14 protein-coding genes and 1 tRNA gene are annotated in these 14,529 nt (G+C 70.9%); 7 read left to right on the top strand and 8 right to left on the bottom strand.

What is annotated here, in order from left to right; genetic code table 11:
- The first annotated feature begins 15 nt into the window (after positions 1-15).
- Positions 16-1,728 carry a DoxX family membrane protein gene (locus OG595_RS18650; RefSeq protein WP_329273514.1) on the top strand — a complete coding sequence of 571 codons (1,713 nt, stop codon included), beginning with the start codon at positions 16-18 and terminating at the stop codon, positions 1,726-1,728.
- Positions 1,729-1,872: 144 nt separating this feature from the next.
- Here the strand turns inward: OG595_RS18650 and OG595_RS18645 are convergent, their stop codons facing one another.
- From OG595_RS18645 to OG595_RS18635, 3 genes are all read right to left on the bottom strand, one after another.
- On the bottom strand, positions 1,873-2,604 hold the full coding sequence (locus OG595_RS18645) for a nucleotidyltransferase family protein (RefSeq protein WP_329273513.1): 732 nt from the start codon (positions 2,602-2,604) through the stop codon (positions 1,873-1,875).
- A 182-nt stretch (positions 2,605-2,786) separates the two neighbouring features.
- The gene (locus OG595_RS18640) at positions 2,787-3,236 is read right to left on the bottom strand and encodes a hypothetical protein (RefSeq protein ID WP_329273511.1); all 450 of its coding nucleotides are present in this window, start codon (positions 3,234-3,236) and stop codon (positions 2,787-2,789) included.
- A 202-nt stretch (positions 3,237-3,438) separates the two neighbouring features.
- Positions 3,439-4,575: an ABC transporter ATP-binding protein gene (locus tag OG595_RS18635; RefSeq protein WP_329273510.1), complete on the bottom strand. Its 1,137-nt coding sequence runs from the start codon at positions 4,573-4,575 to the stop codon at positions 3,439-3,441.
- Positions 4,576-4,801: 226 nt separating this feature from the next.
- Between OG595_RS18635 and OG595_RS18630 the strand changes: the two genes are divergently transcribed.
- Positions 4,802-4,875: transfer RNA gene (locus OG595_RS18630), tRNA-Thr, on the top strand.
- Positions 4,876-4,944: 69 nt separating this feature from the next.
- Positions 4,945-5,451, top strand: coding sequence for a GNAT family N-acetyltransferase (locus OG595_RS18625; RefSeq protein WP_329273508.1), 507 nt, complete (start codon positions 4,945-4,947; stop codon positions 5,449-5,451).
- Between the two features lie 118 nt (positions 5,452-5,569).
- Here OG595_RS18625 and OG595_RS18620 read toward each other — a convergent pair whose 3' ends face one another.
- Positions 5,570-6,466, bottom strand: coding sequence for an aminoglycoside phosphotransferase family protein (locus OG595_RS18620; RefSeq protein WP_443073071.1), 897 nt, complete (start codon positions 6,464-6,466; stop codon positions 5,570-5,572).
- Positions 6,467-6,499: 33 nt separating this feature from the next.
- Here OG595_RS18620 and OG595_RS18615 point away from each other — a divergent pair, with 33 nt between their 5' ends.
- Together OG595_RS18615 and OG595_RS18610 are read left to right on the top strand one after the other, a co-directional pair.
- Positions 6,500-7,153 carry a rhomboid-like protein gene (locus tag OG595_RS18615; protein ID WP_329273506.1) on the top strand — a complete coding sequence of 218 codons (654 nt, stop codon included), beginning with the start codon at positions 6,500-6,502 and terminating at the stop codon, positions 7,151-7,153.
- Positions 7,154-7,164: 11 nt separating this feature from the next.
- Complete coding sequence (locus tag OG595_RS18610) at positions 7,165-8,586, top strand: NAD(P)/FAD-dependent oxidoreductase (protein WP_329273504.1); 1,422 nt, start codon at positions 7,165-7,167, stop codon at positions 8,584-8,586.
- 168 nt (positions 8,587-8,754) lie between these two features.
- On the opposite strand, the gene OG595_RS18605 is transcribed toward OG595_RS18610, so the two are convergent.
- Positions 8,755-9,993, bottom strand: a complete 1,239-nt coding sequence (locus OG595_RS18605; protein WP_329273503.1) for an NAD(P)-binding protein — start codon at positions 9,991-9,993, stop codon at positions 8,755-8,757.
- Positions 9,994-10,147: 154 nt separating this feature from the next.
- Here OG595_RS18605 and OG595_RS18600 point away from each other — a divergent pair, with 154 nt between their 5' ends.
- Complete coding sequence (locus OG595_RS18600; RefSeq protein ID WP_443073070.1) at positions 10,148-10,864, top strand: pentapeptide repeat-containing protein; 717 nt, start codon at positions 10,148-10,150, stop codon at positions 10,862-10,864.
- Positions 10,865-10,999: 135 nt separating this feature from the next.
- Here OG595_RS18600 and OG595_RS18595 read toward each other — a convergent pair whose 3' ends face one another.
- From OG595_RS18595 to OG595_RS18585, 3 genes are all read right to left on the bottom strand, one after another.
- Positions 11,000-11,500, bottom strand: a complete 501-nt coding sequence (locus OG595_RS18595; RefSeq protein WP_329273501.1) for a hypothetical protein — start codon at positions 11,498-11,500, stop codon at positions 11,000-11,002.
- Between the two features lie 38 nt (positions 11,501-11,538).
- Positions 11,539-12,444, bottom strand: a complete 906-nt coding sequence (locus tag OG595_RS18590; protein ID WP_329273499.1) for an SgcJ/EcaC family oxidoreductase — start codon at positions 12,442-12,444, stop codon at positions 11,539-11,541.
- A 739-nt stretch (positions 12,445-13,183) separates the two neighbouring features.
- On the bottom strand, positions 13,184-13,759 hold the full coding sequence (locus tag OG595_RS18585) for a TerD family protein (protein WP_329273498.1): 576 nt from the start codon (positions 13,757-13,759) through the stop codon (positions 13,184-13,186).
- Positions 13,760-13,948: 189 nt separating this feature from the next.
- On the opposite strand from OG595_RS18585, the gene arfB reads away from it, so the two are divergent.
- Positions 13,949-14,377, top strand: a complete 429-nt coding sequence (gene arfB / locus OG595_RS18580) for an alternative ribosome rescue aminoacyl-tRNA hydrolase ArfB (protein WP_329273496.1) — start codon at positions 13,949-13,951, stop codon at positions 14,375-14,377.
- Positions 14,378-14,529: the final 152 nt, after the last annotated feature.

Raw genomic sequence — 14,529 nt, 5'->3', positions numbered from 1 at the left:
GCGTCACTCGGTTAGATGAGTGTGGACACCAGAACACCCCGCACACCCACGGGGGACCGCTCGTCGGGATACGACGACGCTCCCGCGCTGAGCATGGTGAAGGTGCCGAGCGATCCGGCGCAGGTCATCGTCAACCATGCGAGTTTCCGCGTGCAGTTGGGGGCCTCGACGCGGCGGGCGGCACCGTCGTCCCGCGTCGGCCGGTACCCCGGCGCCTCCGAGGACACGGCGCGCATCCCCGTCGCAGGCGCCGGCGGCGCCACGGCCGTCCGACGCAGGGCGCCCGTCGTCTGGAGCGGCAAGTCGGCGCCCGACGACACCGGCGCCCACCGGCTGCTCCAGGCCGTACGGGGCTCCAGCGTGCGCCACGGCGAACAGCCGCCGGCCGCCGACGCCGGAGCGACGCAGGTCATCCCCCGTATCGACGAAGAACTCGACTACGCCGGCAGCACCCTCGACCAGACCGTCGAGACGCCCATCGTCGGCAGCCAGCGCACCCACGGCTCCGACCGCCTGCTCCCCAACATGCGCACCACCGGCAGCGCGTACGAGGAGGCCGGCTACGGCGACTCCGGGTACGGCCGATCCGGCTACGGCGACGGCGAGTTCGGCTACGACGGCGACGAAGCCTACGAACGGGACGCCGACGGACGACGCACCGGAGCCAGGCGCCACCCCAACGACCCCGTACGGCACGCCTATTACCCGGGCCGCCGGATGAACCTCGGCGTCGTCCTGCTCCCGCTCCGTATCTTCCTCGGCTTCATCTCCATCTACGCCGGCATGGGCAAGCTCTGCGACCCCGTCTACTTCGACGGCGGCAAGCGCGGCTCCATGATGAAGTGGCTCAACACCCTGCACCCCTGGGAAGTCGCCGAGCCACTACGGCAGTTCGCCCTCCAGCACCCCGTCGGTTCCGGACTCGTCATCGCCTTCCTCCAGGTCATCGTCGGGGTCCTCACGGTCCTCGGCCTCTGGCAGCGGGTCGCCGCGATCGGCGGCGCGATGCTCTCCGCCGCGCTGCTCGTCACCGTCAGCTGGAAGAGCGTCCCCGTCTACGACGCCCCCGACATCATCTACCTGGCCGCCTGGTCGCCGCTGATCATCGCCGGTGCCCCCGTCTACTCCATCGACGGCCGCCTCGCGGGCAGCGCCTGGCGCCGACTCGGCCCCCGTACGGACATCTGGGAGCTGCGGAGCTACGTCCTGCGCCGCGGCGCCCTCGTCACGGCCGTCGTCATCGGGCTCACGCTCCTCATCGGCTCGCTTCTCGGCGGCGCCGTCCGCGACGCCGACCGCGTGGTCGTCCCCGGCCCCGGCGAGGCCCCGCGCAACGAACTCCCCGGCTCCCCGCTCCCCGAACAGTCCGGCGAACGCCGCGCCTCGAAGAGCCCGGCGGCCACCAAGTCCCCGACCCAGAGCGCCACTTCGGCCAGCCCCACGACCGGCGACGCCGCGACCACCCCCGAGGAGGCCCGCGAGAGCGGCAGCGTCACCGGAAGCCGGCCCAGCCAGACCCAGGGCAGCGCCGGCCAGGCCCCGCCGCAGCAGACGACCCCGGCCCAGCAGGCGCCCAGCACCACCGCCGGACCGTCCTCGTCGGGCGGCACGGGCACCCCGGGCGGCACCAACGGGGGTTCCACGGGCGGCAGTACGGGCGGCAGCGACGGCAGCACCGGAGGCTCCTCCACGGGCCAGCCGGGGCTGGTGGGCGGCCTTCTCGGCTAGCGACCGGCAGTTACGTCAATGGGGTCCCGCACCGACACGGCGCGGGACCCCATTCACGTACGTACAAGAGCATCCGGCCGACCGCCGACTCGGCGACTCAGTGACTCAGTGAGTCAGTGAGTCACGGCTCAACGGTCCAGCGGCTCAACGGCCCAGCGCAGCCAGTTCCTTCGCGGCCTCCGTGAGGTCCTTCGCCGTGTCGATGGCACGCCAGTAGGCGCCGTGCGGGATCGGGAAGCCGGCCAGGCGGAGTTCACGGGCCAGGTGGGGGAACGTGGTGCGTTCGTGGTCGCCGCGCTCCGGGAGCAGGGCAGCGAACTCGGCGGAGAAGACGTACACACCCGCGTTGATCTCGAAGGTCGACGGAGGGGACTCGATGAAGTCCGTGATGCGGCCGAAGCCGTCCGTCTGCACGGCACCCCAGGGCAGGCGCGGGCGGGCCAGCGCGAGGGTCGCGACAGCGTCCCGCTCGGCGTGGAAGTCGGCCATGTCCCGCAGCGAGAATCGGGTCCAGATGTCGCCGTTGGTGGCGTACCAGGGCTGTTCCGGGGCGGGGAGGTGCGCGGCGGCGTACTTGAGGCCGCCGCCACGGCCGAGGGGTTCGGTCTCGACGACCGTCGTCACGCTCAGCGGCAGATCGGCGGTCTCCAGCCACTTCTGAAGAACCTCGGCGAGATGGCCACAACTGACCACCACGTCCGTCACGCCCTCCTCGGCGAGCCAGACGAGCTGATGGCCGATGATCGGCGTCCCCGTGCCGGGGATCTCGACCATCGGCTTGGGCCGGTCGTCGGTGTACGGGCGGAGCCGGGAGCCCTGGCCGCCGGCGAGGACCACGGCCTGGGTGGGGCGCGACGTGGCGTTCGGATCGGTCATGTCCGAACTGTACGGGGCGCTCCGCGGGTTTCGCGGGGGAGGTTGGGGCCGCGGTGCGGTGGGGCTGCGGGTGGGGCTGTGGGTGGGGATCTGCGGGTCGGTGGGGGCTGGTCGCGCGGCTCCCCGCGCCCCTGGGATGCGGGCCCCCTGCGGGGGCGCCTCCCAGGGGCGCCTGACGGCAATCAGCTGTGAGCCGCGGCCACTCCCGTCGCGAAGGACGTGTCGCAGACCGGGCGGGCGTACGACTGGGCGCGCGACGGGCCGTACATGCGGACTGCGGCGCGGCCCAGCGCGCGGGCGATCGAGGTGCAGTGCTTCGCCAGCGACGGGTGGCCGTTCACCGCCTGCTGCAGGTGGGTGAGGGCGGTGCCGGGGTCCTTCTCCTGGAGCTCCAGGAGAAGCTGGTCGCGCAGGACGTCCTGCGGCGACGGGGCGGCGGCGGCCCGGGCGGCCAAGTCCTCGGAGGAGGCGGTGAGCACCGAGTCCGAGGGGTTCCCCGACCAGTTGACTCGGGTGACCGCGAGGGTCCCGGACAGCACCAGGACGACGGGCAGGACAAGGGCGAGGCTACGGCCGATCCGGCGGGCGGGGCCACGGCCACTTCGCGTCAGTTGGTTAGTGGAGTGCTTCACGCGAGTGAGGGTAGCGCTCGGTACTGATTTGGCGACATTTAGTCACCCGGACGGGGGATGGATTGGTGCCATTTTGTGGGTAGGGCGTTGACGTACGTGATTCGAAACGACCGGTGTGCCGGGGTATCGGGCCTCCGGTGGGCGCACATGCGAAGGGGCCCCACGGCAAGCCGTGGGGCCCCTTCGACGATCAGGCCGGGCCTCAGTCGGCGAGGCGCTCGCCCGTGGAGGTCGAGAACACGTGGATCTCGCCCGGCCGCGGCACGACGTGCAGCGTGGCGCCCTTGTCCGGGACGGCACGGCCGCTGACGCGGACGACCAGGTCCTTGAGCTCGCCGTCGACCTTGGCGCTGCCGTAGACGTAACCGTCGGCGCCCAGCTCCTCGACGACGTTCACGGTGACGGCGAGACCGGCCGGAGCGTCCGCGGAGTCCTTGCTCAGGGCGTCGGCGGCGGCACCGTTGTGCTCGACGATGTCGAAGTGCTCCGGACGGACGCCGACCGTGACGGTGGTGTCACCCTTGTCCGAGGCGGCCGTGAGGGCCTCGCGGTTGACCGGGACGACCGAGTTGCCGAACTTCACGCCGCCGTCGGTGATCGGAACCTCGATCAGGTTCATCGCCGGCGAGCCGATGAAGCCGGCCACGAAGAGGTTCTTCGGGCGGTCGTACATGTTGCGCGGCGAGTCGACCTGCTGGAGCAGACCGTCCTTCAGCACGGCCACCCGGTCGCCCATCGTCATGGCCTCGACCTGGTCGTGGGTGACGTAGACGGTGGTGATGCCGAGGCGGCGCTGAAGCGACGCGATCTGCGTACGCGTCGACACACGGAGCTTCGCGTCGAGGTTCGACAGCGGCTCGTCCATGAGGAACACCTGGGGCTCACGCACGATGGCACGACCCATGGCGACACGCTGACGCTGACCGCCGGAGAGCGCCTTCGGCTTGCGGGACAGGTAGTCCGTGAGGTCGAGGATCTTCGCCGCGTCCTCGACCTTCTGGCGGATCTCGGCCTTGTTGACGCCGGCGATCTTGAGCGCGAAGCCCATGTTGTCGGCGACGGTCATGTGCGGGTACAGCGCGTAGTTCTGGAACACCATGGCGATGTCCCGGTCCTTCGGCGGCAGGTGGGTGACATCGCGGTCACCGATGTGGATCGAGCCGGCGTTGACGTCCTCAAGACCCGCGAGCATGCGCAGGGAGGTGGACTTTCCGCAGCCGGAGGGACCGACGAGGACGAGGAACTCGCCATCCGCGACATCGAGCTCAAGCTGGTCGACGGCGGGCTTCTCGCCACCCGGGTAGATGCGGGTCGCCTTGTTGAACGAGACAGTGGCCATGGGTACTAGGCCCCCTTCACCGGCAGGAACGTGCCGGACGATCCGTAGTGGAAGGTGGTGTAGTCCACGTACGCGGACTGAATCTGGACGGTACCCGGCGTTTCGACGTCTGTCAGTAGTTGGGGGAGTGTGAACTTCGCGGAAATTTTCGACAAGGGTCGGCCGGGGCCTGGGTACACTTCACGGGCACGCATGCCTGCACGTTCCGCAGGTACGCGCGCGGCGCGCCTCCTTAGCTCAGTTGGCCAGAGCAGCTCACTTGTAATGAGCAGGTCATCGGTTCGAATCCGATAGGGGGCTCAACAGCCCAGGTCGGCCCCAAGCTGACCTGGGCTTCTTCGTGTTTCCTGGTCGTGTGATGCTGGCGTCATGACTGAGCGGTGTGAGGTTGTGATCGTTCGCTGGCCGGGGCAGGTCCCTTCCTCCGGGGACGGGCTCGCCGGGTTGTTGGCGGCCTACCACCTGCGGACCGAGGCCGAGAAGGGCGCGGCCGTCGGTGGTGTGGACGGGCTGCCGGAGCGCTATCGGGCGGAGATCTCGGATCCGGGGGCCGCGTTCGCCGGTGATGCCGTGCTGGTGGCCCTGAGCGGGGGTGCGGCCGTGGGGTGCGTGGTGGTGACCGCCCCTGTCGGTGGGCGGGCGGAGATCAAGAGGCTCTGGACGGATCCGGAGTTCCGGGGGCGGGGGATCGCGTCCGGTCTGCTTCGTGCCGCGCTCGCGCATGCCGCGGAAGGCGGTGTCGGCAGGGTGCGGCTGTCGGTGTGGGAGTGGCGGGCCGGGGCCATTGCTCTGTACGAGCGGTTCGGGTTCGTCGTCACCGAGTCGTGGGACGGGCGGGATCGGCTGGTGTGCATGGAGCGCGTTGTGTGTGAGTAGTGGGCGCAGCCGTGGTCTGCCGTGTTCTGTCATGGTCTGTCGTGTTCTGGCTTGGGTCGTTGTGGGGCGTTGTGGGGCGGGCGTGGCCTTTCGTGGGGCGGGGGTGGCTTGCCTCGGGTCAGGCGTGGCGCAGGTGTCGGGCGATCTCCAGGTCCGGTTCGTCGAGTGGGTCGCCGTCCTTGATGTTCCACAGGGCGTTCTGGAGTACCCGGGCCAGGGTCCAGGCGCGTGCCCGTTCCCGGTCGAGGGCCAGGGCGTCGGTCAGGGCGTCGAAGCGCCAGCGGATGTCGTCGGGGTCGAAGCGGTTGTTGAGGGCCGGCCAGAGGTCGAAGCCGGGGTCTCCCGCGAGGGGTTTCGGGTCGATGGCGAGCCAGGGGGCGCGGGTGGCGGCGAGGACGTTCTCGTCGTGGAGGTCCCAGTGGAGGAGGCGGTCGCCGGGGTCGGGGGCGACTTCGCGGAGGGCCGCCTCGCAGTCCTGGAGGAGGGTGCGGGCCTCGGGGTCCGGGATCTGGGCGAGAGCTCGTGGTGCCTCGTTCAGCATTCCCGCCGCGATGTCGGCCAGGCGGCGGATGCCCGGTGGGGCCGGTGTCGCCGTGAGGTGGGTCAGGAGGTCGGCGATGACGAGGGTGGCTTCGTGGGCGTCGGGGTGGTGGGACAGCATCCGGGTGTGGTCGAGGCGTTCCAGGAGCATCGTTCCGGTGGCGGGGTCGTGGTCCAGGAGGTGTACCGCGTGGTCGCCGTTCCAGAGGCGCAGGGCGGTCGGTTCGCCCTCGCTCTCGTCGTCCAGGAGCTGGAGTTTGAGGACGGCGGGGGTGTCGTCGTCGGTGCGGCGGACCGGGAGGATCAGGGCTGTGACGCCGTGCATGGTCGGGCCGTCGACGCGTAGGTTCCAGCGGTCGAGGAAGTCGTTGGCGCGGGCCGGGAGCGCGGTGATGAAGGCGCGGCCGGCTTCGCCGTTGTACTTGAGCTGGGTGGCGGCCAGTTCGTCGGGGACGCGGATGGGGGCGGGGATCACTGGCCGACTGTATGTGCGTGCGTAAATTGGGGCATGCGAATTCCGGTGGGCCCGCGTGGGGTGTGGGCGTACGTCCGTAGTGCTCCGGGCACGTATGTGTGGCTGCTTGTCCTGTTCTTCACGACGGTGGCGGTGCATCACATGTCGGCGGAGTTCCAGGAGGAGTTCCTGCGGCAGCGGTCGACGAACATCAACGAGCTGTCGGACCGTCCGGTGAGGGTGCTGATCTCCAGCGCGATGTGGATCGACGGGTGGTGGACCCCGTATCTGGTGCTGTATTCGGTGTTTCACGCGTCGGTCGAGCGGTGGTTGGGGACCGTGCGGTGGCTGGTGGTGTGTGTGAGTGCTCATGTGCTGGCGACGTTGGTCAGTCAGGGTGCGGTGTGGCGGGCGATCCGGGACGGTTCGGCGCCGGCGTCGGCGGCGGACACGATGGATTTCGGGGTGAGTTACGGGCTGGCGGGGGTGGTGGCCGTGCTCGCGTATCGGATCGCGCGGCCGTGGCGGTACGGGTATGCGGCGGGCGTTGTCGTCGTGTACGGGGTGCCGCTCCTCGTGTCGCGGACGTTCACGGATCTGGGGCACTTCACCGCGGCTCTGATCGGGTTCGCCTGCTGGCCGTTGACGCGTGGGCGGGGTGCGGAGGTGCGGAATCCGAAGGAGACACCGGGGGTGGTGAGGCGTTAACGTCCGGCGCTATGAGCAGCGCGGATGGCGGTTCGGGTGCGGTCGGTGGGCCCGTGAACGGGCGGGTTTCGTTCTGGTACGCGCAGGACGGTCTGCCTGTGCCTCGTGCGCCTCTCGACGGGGACGCGACGGCGGACGTCGTGATCGTCGGGGGTGGTTACACGGGGTTGTGGACGGCGTACTACCTGAAGAAGGCGGAGCCCTCTCTCCGGATCGTCGTGCTGGAGAAGGAGTTCTGCGGGTACGGGGCGTCGGGGCGCAACGGGGGCTGGCTGTACAACGGGATCGCGGGGCGGGACCGGTACGCGCGCGTGCACGGTCACGAGGCGGCCGTGCGGTTGCAGCGGGCCATGAACGACACCGTCGGTGAAGTGATGCGGGTAGCGGGGGAGGCGGGTGTCGACGCCGATGTCCGGCGCGGGGGTGTGCTGGAAGTCGCCCGTACGCCCGCCCAGTTGGCGCGGCTGAGGGACTTCCACGAGGTGGAGCTGTCGTACGGGGAACACGACCGTGAGTTGTACGGGTCCGACGCGACCGCCGAGCGGGTGCGGGTGGCGGGTGCTCTCGGGTCGTCGTGGACGCCGCACGGTGCGCGGCTGCATCCGGTGAAGCTGGTCAGGGGGCTCGCCGCGGCCGTCGAGGCGCTGGGTGTTGTCGTTCGTGAAGGGACGCCGGTCACGGAGATCCGGGCGCGGCACGCGGTCACGCCGTACGGGACGGTTCGCGCGCCCTATGTGCTGCGCTGCACGGAGGGCTTCACGGCGTCGTTGAAGGGGCAGCGGCGGACGTGGTTGCCGATGAACTCGTCGATGATCGCGACGGAGCCGTTGACGGACGAGCAGTGGGAGTCGGTCGGCTGGGAGGGGCGGGAGGCGCTGGGGGACATGGCGCACGCGTACATGTACGCGCAGCGGACGGAGGACGGGCGGATCGCGTTGGGCGGGCGCGGGGTGCCGTACCGGTTCGGATCGCGGACGGACAACGACGGGCGTACGCAGGCGGCGACGGTGGAGGCGTTGCGGGAGATTCTCGTGCGGTTCTTTCCTTCGCTGGACGGTGTGGGGGTGGCGCACGCGTGGTCGGGGGTGTTGGGGGTGCCGCGGGACTGGTGCGCGACGGTGACGTTGGACCGGTCGACGGGGCTGGGGTGGGCGGGCGGTTATGTCGGTTCCGGGGTCGCCACGGCGAATCTCGCGGCGCGGACGTTGCGGGATCTGGTGCGGCTGGACTCGGGGCGGGCGGGGCGTACGGAGCTGACCGATCTGCCGTGGGTGGGGCACCGGGTGCGGAGGTGGGAGCCGGAGCCCTTGCGGTGGCTGGGGGTGCGGGGGATGTACGCCACGTACCGGGCCGCGGACCGGCGGGAGTCGGCCGGGGGTGGTGAGCGGTCGTCGCGGCTGGCCAGGGTGGCTGACCGGGTGGCCGGGCGGTAGATCCTCGCCCGGGGAGCCGGCGGTGCCGGTGACCTCGCGGAGGGCCGGGTGCCGGGTTCTCGATGTGTTCGTGGGTGAGGGTCTGGGCGGGGCCGAGGGTGTGCAGGCGGACGGCGTGCATGGGGGTCCCCCGGGTGTGTGGTCTGGTGCGCGGGCTCCTCGTCGGCCTCAGGCCTGCTTGAGGTCAAGCGGGTTGAGGGGGTTCAGGGGGTCGTGAAGGCCGCGGGCTCGGCGGGTGCCCAGGGCCAGTGACACGGCCGTCAGCGCGCTGTTGAACGAGACCTCCGCGAGGACGCCGGGGGCGGCCACCTGGTCGCCCGCGAGGTGGACGCCGTTGCCGCGTTCGATCGCGGGCCGGTCGCGCCAGCTCGTTCCCGGGAGGTCGACCGCGCCGGTGCGGCCGTTCGCGGTGGCCTCACGGCGCCAGGTGACGCGGTCGCGCCAGCCGTCGAAGGCCAGGTCGAGCACTTGTTCGGCGCGGGTGATGCCCTCGGCGCGGGAGGCGTGCGGTGCGATCGGGAACTGGCCCTGGAGGAGCTGCTCGCCGGCCGGGGCGAGGGTGCGGTCCTGGGCGGTGAAGCGTTCCAGCCAGCCGGGTGCGTCCAGGTCGGAGACGACGAAGGGGTCGCCGCGCCGGGTGCGTACGGCGAGGTCGAGGAGGACCGTACGGGCGCCGGGCCAGGTGAGGGTGTCGTCGCCCAGGAGGCGCCGGGCGGCGTCGAGGGAGGTGGCGACGATGACGGGTGTGTCCTGGGGGAGTGTGTCGACGCGGGACAGGGTCTCCACCCGTACGCCCAGGTTCCAGGCGCGGGCGGCCATCCGGTCGATGACGCTGGCCCAGCCGCCGCGCGGGTAGTGGGCCTCGGGCGGGAGGGCGGCGGCGCGGCGCAGCCGTTCCTGGACGAAGGCCGCGGACAGGGAGCCGGGGTCGTGGTGGAAGAGGGCGACGGCGGAGTAGTGCGCGGCTGCCCGGGCGCCCTTCTCGCCCGCCTGCTCGGTGGCCCAGGTCATGAAGTCGACGTCCATGGGCGCCTGTTGGGCGCTGTGGCGGAGCAGCTTGAGCATCGCGAGAGGTGGGGTGCGGCGCAGGGCGCCCTGGTGGCGGAAGTGGAAGCGGGCGGCTTCGAGGGGCGGGAGCGGGGCGAGGGGCCCGATGAGGTCGCGCCGGGTCAGCCAGGTCCAGTGCGGGCCGCCGCTGTAGAGGGCGTGCGGGCCCTCGTTCGTACGGTACGGCTCCTCGGCGGTGCGGCCCCGGCCGCCGAGGGTGTGATGGGCCTCGTGCAGGGTCACCCTGGCGCCCGCCTCCGCGGCGGCGATGGCGGCGGTGAGGCCGGCGAAGCCGCCGCCGATGACGGTGACGGGGGTGACGGGGGTGCGGGTACGGGCGTGGGTGCGGACCGGGTACATGTCTGGGTCTCCCTGTGGTGGGCGCCCTTCTGCTTTCTGGCGGCGCTTTCTGCCGGTACGACGGACCGAGGGGGCGGGATGTGACATGGGAGTGGGAGAGGGCGGGTTCGCGCAGGTCAGGGGGATTGTCAGTGGCCGGGTGCAGGATGGGGGCATGGCGAGGCGAGTGGTGGGTGGCGTGGGCGGAACGGGTGGAGCGGGTGGTACGACGGGTTCCCGGTCCGGGGTGAAGGGGGCTCGGCGGCCCGAGGTGCGGTTGCCGGTGCTGGAGCCGTTCGGGGGCGGCGAGTTGGAGGCGGACGGGGACTACGACGGGCTGGAGTTCCGGGAGGCCGACTTCGCCGGGCAGGACGGCGGGGGCGCCCGTTTCATGGACTGCGCGCTGACGGGGTGCGCGCTGGACGAGACACGGCTGCACCACGCCCGGCTGCTCGACTCGGTCCTCACGGGCATACGGGGGGTCGGCACGAACCTCGCCGAGTCGACGCTGCGTGATGTGGAGCTGGTCGACGCCCGGCTGGGCGGGGCGCAGTTGCACGGGGCTGTGCTGGAGCGGGTCGTGGTGCGGGGCGGGAAGATCGATTATCTGAACCTGCGCAAGGCGAAGCTGAAGGACGTCGTCTTCGAGGGGTGCGTGCTGGTGGAGCCGGACTTCGGGGGTGCGGTGCTGGAGCGGGTGGAGTTCGTGGACTGCGTGCTCAAGGGGGCGGACTTCAATGCGGCGCGGCTGACGGACGTGGATTTCCGGCGGGCGACGGAGCTGGGGTTCGCGCGGGGGGTGGACCGGTTGGCGGGGGCGGTGATCAGTCCGGCGCAGCTGCTCGACCTGGCGGAGGTGTTCGCGGCGGAGCTGGGGGTGCGGGTGGAGTAGGCCGGGGGTTTCCCGCCCGCCCTGGCCCCCGACCGACCGATCGCCCACCCGTCTCGGTTCGTTTGGCGGGCGCCCTCGAACCTCTTTCCTGCCGACCAGTGCCTCCGACGTGGCCGGGGTCTGGGGGCGGAGTCCTCAGCGCGTCCTCGGGAAGCGGGCCTGCAGCGTCCAGATCGCCGGGTTCTCGCCGAGCGCGTCGTGCAGGTCGATCAGGTCGGCCAGTACGTCGTGCAGGAAGTCCCGTGCCTCCTTGCGGAGTTCCGCGTGGGAGAAGGTGAGCGGGGGCTCCTCCGCCGGCATCCAGTCGGACTCGATGTCCACCCACCCGAAGCGGCGCTCGAAGAGCATGCGGTCGGTGGACTCGGTGAAGTCCAGTTCCGCGTACTGGGGGCGGGCGGCACGGGAGCCCGCGGGGTCCTGGTCCAGCTGCTCCACGATGTCGCACAGCGCCCACGCGAAGTCGAGCACCGGCACCCATCCCCAGGCTGTGGACAGTTCCCGGTCCGCCTTGGTGTCGGCGAGGTAGACGTCTCCGCAGAACAGGTCGTGGCGGAGTGCGTGGACGTCCGCGCGGCGGTAGTCGGTCTGCGGGGGGTCCGGGAAGCGGTTGGAGAGGGCGTAACCGATATCGAGCACGGTGGTGATGGTGTCACGACGGGAGTGACGGGCGGCCCTCAGGCCTCCGCGGCCGGCCGTGGCCCGCCGAAGCCGTGTTCCGAGAGGTCGAACCAGTTGCCCTCCGGGTCCATCGCGCGGTATTCGGCGAAGGGGCGGTCGGTGAAGCGCTTCGCCGGCTTGTCGGTGCCCTTCTCGACCAGTGCCGCCGAGGTGGCCGCCGTATCGGCGACGTGGAAACCGAAGTGGTTCATGCCGACCGGGGTGTCGCCGTCGAGCCGGTGCTTGATGAGGGCGAGGGAGAGGTAGCCGTCGGAGAGGAGGCAACTGCCGTCGGGGTCACGGCGGAACAGCTCCATGGAGAGGACGGAGCTGTAGAACCCGGCCAGTCCTTCCGGGTCCCGGGCCACTATGGCGAGGTGCCGCAGCCTGGGCCGGCCGGTCTCCGTGGGGGCCTTCTCGGGTTCGGACACGACAGGAGCCGCCTCAGCGGGCCGGGCGGACGCGGCGGACCCGGCGGGTGCGACGGCCGGGATCATGTTGTGGAAGGCGACGATCTGCCAGAGGTCCGGGCCGTCGTGCGTGCCCGTCCGTTCGACGACGGCCAGGGCGTGGGTCGAGGTCAGGGCCGTGCCGTCGGCGGCGCGGACCGTGGACTCCGCCTCGACCGTGGCGAGGCCCGGGCGCAGATGCCGTACGGCTGTCACGCGGGCGTCGAGCCGGGTGCCGGCGTACTGGGTGCGGAAGAGGCGGTCGTGGCCGGCCTCGATGCCCGCGCGGCCCTGCGGCTTGTCGCCGCGTACGGTCGTGAAGTCGCAGTCCGTGGCGAAGCTCGCGGCGAACAGCGCGGCGTCGCCCGCCGCCCAGCCGCGGGCCATGGTCGCCCACAGGGCGCGGATCGCGTCGGCGGCGGGGTCGTTGCTGCCGTTGGCGCCGATGGTGGAACTGCCGTTGTGTGTCGTCATCGTGGTTGTACCCCGACCTTGGTTCGTGTGCGGATGCGCAGGGGGAGTTCGGTGCACGCCTTGTCCGGGGCGGGAGCCGGGGGCGGGGACCGGGCGGCCAGGGCGTGGTGGAAGACGTCGCCCCGGAGTTCCAGGTGACAGTCGCCCCGGCGTTCCAGGCAGCAGACGATGTTGATGGGTCAGGCCGTGCTGCGGAAGGTGTGTTCGTCCATCGGGGTGGGGCGTTCGCTGAGGACGAGGGCGCGTTCGTGCGGCGGGCCTATCCGGTGCCGGTCGGGGTGCGTGTGGATGGAGCCGAGCGGTTCCAGGCCGAGCGCCTCGGCCTCGCGCGAGGCCTTGGGGAGATCGTGGGAGTCGACCCACCAGCCGCGGTGCTCGTTCTCGTACGCCGGTCCGAACCGGGGGACGATCGTCTCCCTGAATTCGAGGCGGGCCGCCGGGTCGGAGGCGCGGGCGTTGCGGCCGAAGGCGACAACAAGGACGGCATGGGTGTGGTGTCTCCGTCTCTCGTAAGCGTCTCGCGTGGGCGTCTGCCGTTCGGGTGCTTACGGGTTGGGAGCGTAGGGGGCTCGTTTTTGAAGTTGCCAGCAGTCTGCGGAAGCCTGGGGATATCCCTATGTGCGGGAGGTCCGCGGGAGGTCCGCGGGGGGTGTCCGGGCACGCGAAAGCCCCCGGTCCAAACGCCAACTCGCGCTCGGCCGGGGGCTTTTCAGCCGCTTCGTGCGGCTCGGTCGTCCGCTCAGACGCTGACGCCGAAGTCCTGGGCGATACCCACGAGGCCCGAGGCGTAGCCCTGGCCCACGGCGCGGAACTTCCACTCGGCGCCGTTGCGGTACAGCTCGCCGAAGACCATCGCCGTCTCCGTGGCCGCGTCCTCCGACAGGTCGTAGCGGGCGATCTCGGTGCCGCCGGCCTCGTTCAGGATGCGGATGTAGGCGTTGCGGACCTGGCCGAAGTTCTGCGAGCGGTTCTCCGCGTCGTAGATCGAGACCGGGAAGACGATCTTGTCGATGTCGGCCGGCAGGCCGGCGAGGTTGACCTTGATCGCCTCGTCGTCGCCCGCGCCCTCACCCGTGCGGTTGTCGCCGGTGTGGACGATCGTGCCGTCCGGGGTCTGCTTGTTGTTGAAGAAGACGAAGTGGCCGTCCGAGAAGACCTTGCCCGTCGCGTTGACCGCGATCGCCGAGGCGTCGAGGTCGAAGTCCGTGCCGGTGGTGCTGCGGACGTCCCAGCCGAGGCCCACGGTGACGGCGGTCAGGCCCGGAGCCTCCTTGGTGAGCGAGACGTTGCCACCCTTGGACAGGCTTACAGCCATTGTTGGGAGTCCTTCCCTCGTTGACGTACGTGCGGTGCGGTGCCCCGTACAGGACGAAGCTACCGTCACTCCCATGAACGCCGACGGAGGTCCCGAAGGTTCCGCGTCTTTACTTTCTTTACCTTCCGTGACGGCGGTCGTGGCGAAAACGGGGTGACGTGGACCGGACAGCCGCGCGACCATGGGGGCATGTCCGGTCCCTACCTCATCCGTGGCTCCGTCTCGCTCCCCGAGGCCGAGCTCATGTGGCGTTTCTCGCGGTCCGGCGGGCCGGGCGGGCAGCACGTCAACACCAGTGACTCGAAGGTGGAGCTGAGCCTCGACCTCGCGAACACCGAGGCGCTGCCCGAGGTCTGGAAGCGGCGCGCGCTGGAGCGCCTCGCCGGGCGGCTCGTCGACGGAGTCGTCACCGTCCGCTCCTCCGAGCACCGCTCGCAGTGGCGCAACCGCGAGGCGGCGGCCGTACGCCTGACCGCCCTTCTCGCCGAGGCCACCGCGCCTCCGCCCAAACCCCGCACCCCGACCCGTATCCCGCGCGGAATCAACGAACGCCGGTTGCGCCAGAAGAAGGCACGCGCGGATGTGAAGAGGGGCCGTACGGGACGGGACTGGGGTTAGCCGCGGGCCGGCCGGTGGCCGGTCATTGACCCGGTCGCGGATGAACGTTCGTGAATTTCAGGACGGGCGGGAAAAAGAACCGCGGAAGGCCTCCGGGAATGAATTTCTCGCCGAGCGATTCGAATCCCGCCGAAGTCATCTGGGTGCCGTCG

The sequence above is a fragment of the Streptomyces sp. NBC_01451 genome, from assembly GCF_036227485.1.
Taxonomy (GTDB): Bacteria; Actinomycetota; Actinomycetes; order Streptomycetales; family Streptomycetaceae; genus Streptomyces.
The sequence above is the reverse complement of the archived record's forward strand: the minus strand, read 5'-3'. Positions and strand labels throughout refer to the sequence as shown.